The 10567-nt window shown below is 53.5% G+C and carries 5 protein-coding genes and 1 pseudogene; 2 read left to right on the top strand and 4 right to left on the bottom strand.

What is annotated here, in order from left to right:
- From ABYP39_RS14190 to ABYP39_RS14180, 3 genes are all read right to left on the bottom strand, one after another.
- On the bottom strand, positions 1–1787 hold a 1787-nt coding region (locus ABYP39_RS14190), incomplete at its 3' end, for a TonB-dependent receptor (RefSeq protein ID WP_372783149.1).
- 362 nt (positions 1788–2149) lie between these two features.
- Complete coding sequence (locus ABYP39_RS14185) at positions 2150–3130, bottom strand: MDR family oxidoreductase (RefSeq protein WP_372758230.1); 981 nt, start codon at positions 3128–3130, stop codon at positions 2150–2152.
- 135 nt (positions 3131–3265) lie between these two features.
- The gene (locus ABYP39_RS14180; RefSeq protein ID WP_372783147.1) at positions 3266–4024 is read right to left on the bottom strand and encodes an SDR family NAD(P)-dependent oxidoreductase; all 759 of its coding nucleotides are present in this window, start codon (positions 4022–4024) and stop codon (positions 3266–3268) included.
- Positions 4025–4252: 228 nt separating this feature from the next.
- On the opposite strand from ABYP39_RS14180, the gene ABYP39_RS14175 reads away from it, so the two are divergent.
- Positions 4253–6751: a TonB-dependent receptor gene (locus tag ABYP39_RS14175; protein WP_372748055.1), complete on the top strand. Its 2499-nt coding sequence runs from the start codon at positions 4253–4255 to the stop codon at positions 6749–6751.
- A 310-nt stretch (positions 6752–7061) separates the two neighbouring features.
- Complete coding sequence (locus ABYP39_RS14170; RefSeq protein ID WP_372783145.1) at positions 7062–9593, top strand: TonB-dependent receptor; 2532 nt, start codon at positions 7062–7064, stop codon at positions 9591–9593.
- Positions 9594–9694: 101 nt separating this feature from the next.
- Here the strand turns inward: ABYP39_RS14170 and ABYP39_RS14165 are convergent.
- Positions 9695–10567 (bottom strand): annotated as a pseudogene (locus tag ABYP39_RS14165) (acetoacetate--CoA ligase); the annotation flags it as partial.

Genomic DNA, 10567 nt, shown 5'->3' with positions numbered 1-10567 from the left:
CTGGTCAGATCGCCGCCCTGGCCATTGTCGTACTCAACGTATTCGGGATCGGTGTAGCCATAATCCAAACCGGCCTCCAGCGAATCGGTAAGCAGGGTCACAAACTCCAATTCCAGTCCGCGAATTTCAACAACGCCGGCATTGCGAATAACACTGGCAGCGGTTTCCTGATTAAACGCATTAACCTGCTTGTCAGCATAATCGCTGTGGAATACGGCGCCGTTTAAGCGAATCCGCTGATCGGCAAAAGTGGCTTTCCAACCAATTTCATAGGCTGTCAGGGTTTCTTCATCAAAACCCCGAGCGAAATCGCGAGCGTCCGCATCGCGCGAGTTAAAACCACCTGACTGGTAGCCCTGGCTCACCTTGAAATAGGCCATTACTTGATCGTTCCAGTGATAGCTAGTGGAGGCCATCGGCGATACGTTTGTAAAGCTACGTTCGGTTTCCGGGTAATGCGTACGAGTTGTTGTAAGCGGCAAGCCTAGCAGGGGCTGCCTGAGTATATCCGTACGCACTTTGGACATCGCTCGATCTTCTTCTGTGTAGCGCACCCCAGCTGTCACATCCCAGCTGTCGCTCAGATTATAGATGGCCTGGGCGTACAACGCTCTGGCCTGCACGTCAAAGTCGGCGCTGTCGGTGCGCTCAAAAAAAACAAATACACCGGGCGCGGCCGCTACATAAGGGTTGATAAAGTTATCCTGCTCACCGTCCTCATCGAGGTAGTAAGCACCAACAACATAGCTCAGGCGCGAATTTAACGCTTCACCCAGCAGACGAAATTCCTGAGTAAAGGTTTCAGATGTGGAAAAATCCAGGGTATGAAAACGATGAATCGGCGCACCATCGGCATCACCGCCACCGTCGATTTCCACGGTCCGCAGAGAGGATATGGAAGTCAGTGAGAGACTTTCACCGAGTTCAACCGAGAGGTTTAGTGCGTGGCCTTCCACATCACTGATGCCAAACATGCGGCCATCCCAACTGCCTTCTTCCGGACGCTTTCCTTGTTCTACCCGATACGGCTCCAGGTCCGCACCGGTGGCATGATTTTCATCTATAACAGTGACAAACGACGGCAGCGGTATTTCATCAATTTCCGTGCGGTCGTAGCTGTAACGTGCGCTGAACCTCTCATCTGGCCGCCACTCAAGGTGGACCAAGGCGACATCCCGGTTCCTATCTTGTACTTCACTACTCTCGGCACCGGCAAAGGTATTGTCGTAAAAACCGTCGCGCTCGTAGTTTGCGCCGACCAGACGCAAATTCAAGGCGCCAATCGGGCTGCTATCGCTCAGCAAGGGTAGATTCAGCATGCCCTTAATATCGCGCTGACTATAACTACCTGCGGTCAGCGACAAACGCGCTTCCAATTCATCACTCGGTTTTTTGGTAACGACATTGATTGCGCCACCGATGGTATTACGGCCGTACAGTGTTCCCTGCGGTCCACGCAATACTTCTATCCGCTCGGGATCGGCAACATCGAGCAAGGCACCGGAATTTTTTGCGATCAACACACCGTCCAAATACAGCCCGACCGCAGGCTCGAATGAAATCAGGGTTTCACCATTGCGCACCCCGCGAATATTCACCGCAAAGCCGTTGCGCCCGCCGATCTGCGGGGAGATGGTCAGGTTGGGGGTATAACTGCCGATATCTGAGGCGTTACTCAAGCCAAGGTCTGCGATTTTCTGTTCGGAGAATGCCGTCAGTGAAATCTGGGTGTCCTGCAATGACGACTGACGATGCTCAGCGGTAACAATTACCTCCTCAATTATCATACTCCGCGCCGCACTGCCAGGAGCTGACTGAGCACTGACAGCAGACACAATTAGACCACAAGCCAATAGCAGTGACTTCGGGGCGAGTGGGGGTTTATGCATCGTTATTTCCCTCTGTAATCGCTATAGGCTGGGAGAAGGAAAACCTCGCAACCATTCAACGACTATAAAAAGGACCGACACATTTAGTCAACAGTGATGTGCATATAAAAGCAGCCAAACGACGCAGCACAGCGGTCGCGAAACCCAAATAGACATCAGGGGAAGAAGTTTCATCGCGTATTCGTATGAGTAAGCGATTGTAGTTTTGGAAGCAAGCTTCACCTCTCTTCCTATGAAAGAGAGGTGAAGGAAACGGAGGATCAAGCGTTAACGTCAACCACCAGGCGGCCTTTGATCTTGCCGGCCAGTACATCCTTGGCGACATCGAGGGCGTCAGCAAGCTTGATATCGGTCGCGACAGACTCAAGCAGATCGGCATCCAGATCACGGGCCAGGCGATCCCACGCCGGCTTTCGTACAGCCAACGGCGCCATCACACTGTCAATTCCATAGAGCGTTACGCCCCGCAGAATAAAAGGCATCACTGTGGTTGGAAATTTGGGGCTCTCTGCAAGGCCACAAGCCGCCACGGCGCCACGGTACTTGGTCTGGGCACAGGCATTGGCCAGCGTATTGCCACCGGCGGCGTCTACCACGCCCGCATAGATCTCTTTCTGCATGGGTTTACCAGCTTCTGACAAGGTAGCGCGATCGATAATGCTCTTGGCGCCCAGACCTTTCAGATAGGCTTCTTCACTCGTTTTACCTGTAGACGCAACCACACTGAACCCGGCTTTTGCCAGCAGCGCAATCGCGATACTGCCAACGCCACCACTGGCGCCCGTTACCAAAATATCCCCGTCTTCCGGTTTGATACCGTGATTTACCAGCGCCTCAACACACAGCGCCGCTGTGTAACCAGCAGTGCCAATAATCATCGCCTGACGGGCATCAAATGCCGACGGCAACGCAACCAGCCAGTCACCTTTAAGACGCGCATACTGAGACAGGCCACCCTCGTGGGTCTCACCGACGCCCCAGCCGTTCAACACAACGCGGTCACCTTTTTTCCAGTTGGCGTGGCTGCTTTCTTCCACAGTTCCAGCCAGATCAATACCGGGCATCATCGGCCACTTGCGCACCACCGGAGAAGCTCCGGTAATGGCCAGCGCGTCTTTATAATTAATGGTGGAATAATCGACCTTTACCAGCACATCGCCCTCTGGCAACGCACTTTGATCCAAGTCTTTTACGGCAACGGTTTGGCCGTCATCAGTTTTCTCAATCAGGATTGCTTTCATTAGTGAAGTCCTTAGGTTTCGAAATTCAGCGCCATTCAACGCCAGCCACTAGCCGAAGAGAATGGCACCCGATATGCGTAGGCATCGCAGCATAACCAAGCGCCTGACACTATTCAACAGCACTGTCGAATAGCGTTAGTTCATGTAGCGACCACCGTTGGCGCTCAAGGTGTGACCCGTGATATAGCCCGCCTCTTCTGATACCAGGAAGGCAACCGCGGCCGCCATATCTTCCGGCGTACCCAGACGCTGCACCGGGTTACGCAGACCAATGGCTTCCGCACCGCCTGGCAAACCGCCTTTGGCTTCAAGGTTACGCAGCATGGGTGTATCCACCGATCCTGGCGGCACGTTGTTTACCGTAATACCCTTCGGCCCCAGCTCTACTGCCAACGCTTTAGTCAAACCGATAACACCGCCTTTTGACGCAACGTAATGCGCCATATTTGGCGAACCGGTCTGTGTGCTCGACGATGAGATATAAACAATACGACCCCAGTTTTCCGCAATCATATCGTCCAGCACTTCTTGGGTAACAATAAATGAACCGTTCAGATTGATATTGATCACTCGATTCCATTCATCATCGGTCATTTTGGTAATAGCGCCCGTGGCATGAACGCCCGCAGAATTGACCATGATGGTAACCGGCCCCAACTCAGCACGCGCCTCCGCCACCGCCGCTTTAACCACGGCTCGGTCGGAGACATCCACTTTACTGGTGATAGCGCGCTGGCCAAGAGCCCGAACATCTTCGGCCACTTCTGCCATCAGTTCTTCGTTCAGATCCCAGATGGCAACATCCACACCACTCTTCGCAAGTCGCCGGCAACAGGCTGCGCCAATCCCAGACGCACCACCGGTCACCACCGCCACTCTTTTTGTTTCTGTCATTGTATAAACCTCAATATATGCGTGCAGCGCCGCCAATGACCGCCTGCAAAAACACGGCCCTTGGCAAATCAACATGTTAACAACACTGTTGACTAATATAAACATCCGCGCCTATTATGCAAGTCGCAGTTCAAATATGTACGGATGAAACATATGAACTATAAAGTTTCACAAGAACATAAATCCCCAGATTTTAAGCCAAGATAACACCATAGGCCGGAGGAAGCCGTGCAAAAACCAGACAAGTTTCCATACAAATTAAATCGTGTTACCGCGATTGCAGGAATAGCGGCAGGTACCGCTATTAGCGCGATTTCCTTCCCCGCACTGAGCCAGGAACAGGCCGCTGCACGTGCCACCCTGGAAGAAGTGATTGTCACCGCCCAGCGCCGCGCCGAAAGTCAGCAAGATGTCGCGATCTCAATGACAGTGCTGAGTCAGGAGCAACTTGCCAATGCCAACATGACAAATTCCAGTGATCTGGCTGACTACACCCCCGGGCTGTCGATCAATAACCGTTTTGGGCCGGAAAACGCCTCCTTCTCTCTGCGCGGATTTACCAAAGCACTGCGCACCACCGCGTCTGTCGGCGTGTATTTTGCGGAAGTTGCCGCACCACGCGGCCAAAACGTACAGACCTCGGGCGATGGTGCCGGGCCCGGCACCATGTTTGACCTGGAAAACATTCAGGTACTAAAAGGCCCCCAAGGAACCCTTTTTGGTCGTAACACCACCGGTGGCGCCATTTTATTCGTGCCCCGCAAGCCCGCCGATGAATTTGAAGCTTACGTTGAATTCAGTGCCGGCGACTACAACCTGCGCCAACAGCAAGCGGTTATAAATCTGCCAATCTCAGAGCGCTTTAAACTGCGCCTGGGCCTTGATATCAAAGAGCGTGACGGCCATCTCAACAACATCACCGGTATTGGTTCAGACGAACTGGGTAACGCAGATTACACCGCTCTGCGCGCCAGCGCGCTGTTTGATGTGACAGACAATATCCAAAACTACACCGTCATCAATTACGCTGATTCCGAAACCTACGGCACAACATCGCGATTATTCGACTGCACCGACGAAAGCCCAACCCAAAACCCGGTCGTAGCCTTCACCGGCGTCGGCTGCCAACAGCAACTGCAACGTCAGCGTGACACAGGTCAGGACGGCTGGTTTGACGTCGTCAGCACAGTTTCCAAACCCATCGCGCTGATTGAAGATTTGCGCATCATCAACAAATTCAGCTGGGACATCACAGAAACCATTACGATCAACAACATCCTGGCCTACTCGGAACTGCTGACGGAAAACACCTCGGACATCTTCGGCACCCAATTTACGGAAACCCAGGCAGCCCTCCTAGGCATGGGCATTCCCGGCGCGACCGTGCCCGGCTTAGTCGACCCCCGTAGGGAATTCTCACCCGGTATCTCACTGACCAGCCCCGATCGCCCGGTTACCGACCAGCAGGGACGCGTTGCGGAAATCCAGGTGCAAGGCCTATTTTTCGACGGCCGTCTTGATTGGCAGGCAGGACTCTACTACGAAGACAGCCTGCCCAATGGTGTCAGCGGCAACGACGCTGCCATTTTGATTTCCTGTGATCTATCCACCATTGCCACTGGCGACCCCAATCAATACAACTGCTTTGACGCTACCGGCGGGGTACTGGGCAGCGTTTCACAGATTTACAACGAAACGACATATCGCAACAAGGCCGTCTATGCCCAAGCCACCTATGACGTTTTAGAGTGGTTCAGCATTACAGCCGGCGCGCGGTATACCTGGGATGACACACTCGGACAAATCCGTTTTTTCCGCCATACCTTTGCCGGCACAGCACGTCAGGCCCCCATTGTCGCCAACGAGCGCGCATCCCAGCACAGCGAAGCACCCACCGGGCTGTTTGAATTGCAGTTTCGCCCATGGAACGACGTTATGGTGTACGGAAAATACGTGCGCGGTTACCGCCAGGGTAGCGTGAATATGGCCGCCGACTTCGGCATCCAGACCCACGACAAAGAAACTGTTGATACCTTTGAGCTTGGGGCCAAAACCACGTTTAGCTGGCCAATTCCTGGCCGCTTTAACGTCTCAGTTTTTGACAACGACTTCACCGACATGCAGCTGCAAGGTGGTTACGTATCCCCCACCAAGGGGCCAACTACCGCGATTTTTAACGCCGGCAGTGCCGAAATTCGAGGCGGCGAAATTGAAGCGTATTTTCAGTTAACCGAAGATCTGTCGCTGGCTTTGTCGTACTCGCGCTTGATAACCGAACTGCTGGAGCAAGACGACAACGGCGACAAAGTGGCTGCAGCCGGCGGCCCCATCGCGGGCGCCACCTACAGCTCCAGTGCAGACGTGGGTGAAACCCTGCCTTTCGCGCAGGACAAAGCCTATACCGCCAACGTCAATTATCGCCTGCCTTTACCACACGAAATTGGCATGATCAGTGTGGGCGCGACCTACATCTATACCGGCGCACAGCGTCAGTCTTCTGGTAGCAGTACACCTTTTGATGTGCTCGACCCCTACAGTCTGATCAACGCCAACATCACCTGGAACGATATGTTTGGCGTACCGCTTGACCTGAATTTTTTCGTCACCAATGTTCAGGATAAAGAGTACGAGGTGTACCTGTCCGGTACTGACGGTTCGCTCGGGTTTACCTCTCGTCAGATGGGCCTGCCGCGTATGTACGGCGCTCGCCTGCGCTACAACTTTTAAGGTACGTAACCAAGCCGGCGGCTCTCTGTCGCCGGCGGCCCTCCCAAACTTGCCTGCATCGGCTACACGATTGGCTGCGTGACGCCATCGTCGCGGCTGCAGTCAAGAGGCATATCAGCCGCAATCAACTGGCCACATCCTCGCTACACAGACCCATGCTAGCCTGCCCGCGTCGTATACCTGATAAGCAGCAGAGGCAGGAATGACTGCCAACCTGCCGCTTATTTATACAACACTGATGATGACTTAAATATGAAACATGGTATGCTGTAAATGCTGACGAACATGATAATAAAGAAGGAGGTGCTCAATGCGGTACGGGAAAATCACCTGGACTAAGTGCGCCAGTCTCGCTGCAGCACTAACTGCAAGCGCAGCGTATGCCCAGGACGGCACTAACACTAACAATACCCGCGAGGTAAAAACCTCGGCTTTGGAAGAGGTTATCGTTACGGCAACACGACGCGAAGAAAGCGCGCAAGATGTTGCCATCTCCATTACCGTTTTCTCCGACGAACAGATCGCCAACGCCAACATGACCAATGCGGCGGATCTTGCGACCTATACTCCCTCTTTGAGTACAAACACGCGTTTTGGGAATGAAAACACCTCCTTTTCGTTACGTGGTTTTACACAATCGTTGCGAACCGCTGCATCGGTAGCAACCTACTTTGCCGAGGTCGTCGCACCGCGCGGCCAAACCTCACAAACCTCTGGTGACGGCGCAGGTCCAGGTTACTTCTACGATCTGCAGAATGTGCAGGTACTTAAAGGGCCCCAGGGCACTTTGTTTGGTCGCAACACCACTGGCGGCGCCGTACTGCTGGTACCCAACAAGCCCTCCGATGAATTTGAAGGCTATATTGAACTGTCAGATGGCGACATGGGAATAAGCCGACTCCAGGGGGTGGTCAACTTCCCGGTTGCCGACAATTTCAAGATTCGGTTTGGTGTGGATAAGAACGAACGCGACGGCCATCTTAACAACGTTGCCAACATCGGTGCGGAGGCGCTTGGCAACACGGACTACACTGCACTGCGCCTCAGTGTCGTCTGGGATATCACCGACGATCTGGAAAACTACACTATATTCAACGTCGTAGACTCGGAATCAAAGGGCTATACGTCGCGGCTATTTACCTGCAATGACAACGCAGACCCGAGCGTCAATACCTTTTACGCGCTCACCGGCCCCGCCTGTGCTCAGCAGCTGGAACGTCAGGAAGCGATGGGGCAGCGCGGCTGGTACGATCTGGTTAGCACCATCGCCACACCGATCACAACCATCCAGGAAAAGCGCGTCATCAACACCACTACCTGGAATCTGAGTGACACCGTTACACTGAAAAACATTCTGGCGTATTCACATCTGGAAACTGAAAACGGCTCCGATATCTTCGGCACACAGTTTACCGAAACCGCCGCAGGTCTAACTGCATTAGGCGGTATATTCCCCGCCCCGCTTCCCGGTGCTGATCCACGACGCGAGTTCGCTGTGGGTGTCTCGGTTCCCAGCCCTGACATTCCGGTAACCAGTCAGGTCGGCTGGATAGAAGAAATCCAATTACAGGGCATTTCTTTTGACGGCCGCTTAATCTGGCAAGGCGGCGCCTACTACGAGAGCAGCAAGCCTGACGGTTTTTCCGGGAATACATCTGCCGGCCTTATCTCATGTGATCTCACGACCATAGAAAGCGCCGACCCGAACGACTACAACTGTTTTGATATAACCAATGGCACCTTGGGCAGCGTGCTGGATCAAGAATACAAAACGGAGTTTCTCAACAAAGCCATTTACGCCCAGGCAAGTTACGATTTGCTACAAACCCTCAGCATTACCGCCGGCCTGCGTTACACCTGGGACGAGACCCGAGGTTTTGGCATCAAACGACGCCATACTTTCACCGGAGAAAATCGCAATCCGGACCCCATTGTGTCGATCTCCACGCCGGAGCAGGAGAGTAACGCCCCAACCGGTATGATCGAAGTAAGCTACCAGCCCATTAATGATGTCATGGTGTATGGCAAATATATTCGTGGTTACCGCCAAGGCAGTGTCAACCTGGCAGCAGACCCGGGCCTAGACTCTCACGATTACGAAACCGTGGACACCTACGAAATCGGCCTGAAGAGTCGTTTCGGCGGCTGGTTCCCGGGGCGCTTCAACATCGCTGTGTTTGACAACGAACTCACCGACATGCAGCTTCAATACGGCTATATCTCAGCAACCGCCGGGCCTACCACGACTGTTGCCAACGCCGGGGAAGCAGAAATAAAAGGCTTTGAAATAGAAGCCATGGTGCAACTGTATGAAGGCTTGACCGTCAATTTGTCCTACTCTGAACTCGACACCAAGCTCGTAGAGGCGGCGAACATTGACCCGCAAAAAGTGAATGACGCAGTAACAGCTGCCTCAGGCGACCCCTTCTCCGGTTTTATTGCCTCTCAGACAGCCACTCCCATCGCCGACAAGGGCGATGAGCTGCCATTTGCCGCCGAGCAAGCCTGGGTAGCGACGCTAAACTATCAGCTGCCCATTCCGGCCGAATGGGGCGTACTCAGCGCGAGCATGACCTATGTTCACACTGGCGAGCAGCGCGCGGCTGCCAGCAGCGCATCACCGTTTGCCATTCTGCCGTCCTACGACCTGATTAACTATAACGCGAGCTGGCTATCGATAATGGGCAGCGACTTTGATCTGTCGGTTTTCGCCACCAACGTCCGCGACGAAGAATATCTCACCTATATCTCAGGCACCTACAACACCCTCAGTTTTGAGTCTGTACAGGTCGGCCTGCCGAAAATGGTTGGTGCGCGACTGCGGTATAACTTTGGCAACTAGCCTTTGCGCTGCTTGAATCCACGGCGCTTCTGCTTCACGCAGAAGCGCCGTATTTACAAAGCATCTAATGCAAAGTACATAACGTCCCGCAACGCGCTGCCTTAGATCTGCAGTTCCGGCATTCCGGCAAACAATTCCAACACCTCCGGATTACTCAGCGCATCGCGGTTTTTGACCGGCCGGCCGTGCACCGTGTTTTTCACAGCCAGCTCTGAAATTTTTCCTGAATGGGTTCGCGGCAAGTCACTAACCGCAATCACTTTTGCCGGCACATGACGCGGTGTGGCATTTGCGCGTATCTCCGCCTTGACTCGCTGCACCAGCGCCTCATTCAATTCAACCCCATCACGGAGCCGAACAAACAAGATTACCCGAACATCGTTGTCCCAGTTCTGACCAATGACCAGCGCCTCAAGAATTTCGTCAATGTTTTCTACCTGACGATAGATTTCAGCGGTACCAATACGCACGCCACCTGGATTTAGCGTGGCGTCGGAACGCCCATAAAAAATCATGCCGCCTTCTGGCGTCAACTCAACCCAATCGCCGTGGTACCATACATTGTCGAACTTACTGAAATATTCGTTGAAATAGCGCTCCTTACCGGGATCGTTCAGAAACCCGAGAGGCATGCCTGCATGCGCAGTTCGACAAACAAGCTCTCCTGGCTCACCTAACAGCGCTTCTCCCGCTTCGTTGTAGACCTGCACATCCTGACCTAAATGCCTTTTCTGGCACTGACCCGCATAGACCGGCCCAATTGGATTAGCCCCAACGAAGCAGCCAATAACATCGGTTCCACCGGAAATCGAGGACAGGCACACATCGCTTTTCCATGCGTCGTAGACATAGACAAAGCCATCGGCTGACAGCGGAGATCCGGTCGAAAACAGCGTTCTTAGGTGTGGGAAATCGAAACGCTCAATCGGGCGTACGTTTTTCTTGGCCAGTGAATCCAGATACTTGGCAGAGGT

The sequence above is a fragment of the Litorivivens sp. genome, assembly GCF_041625495.1.
Classification (GTDB): Bacteria; Pseudomonadota; Gammaproteobacteria; order Pseudomonadales; family Spongiibacteraceae; genus Litorivivens.
The sequence above is the reverse complement of the archived record's forward strand: the minus strand, read 5'-3'. Positions and strand labels throughout refer to the sequence as shown.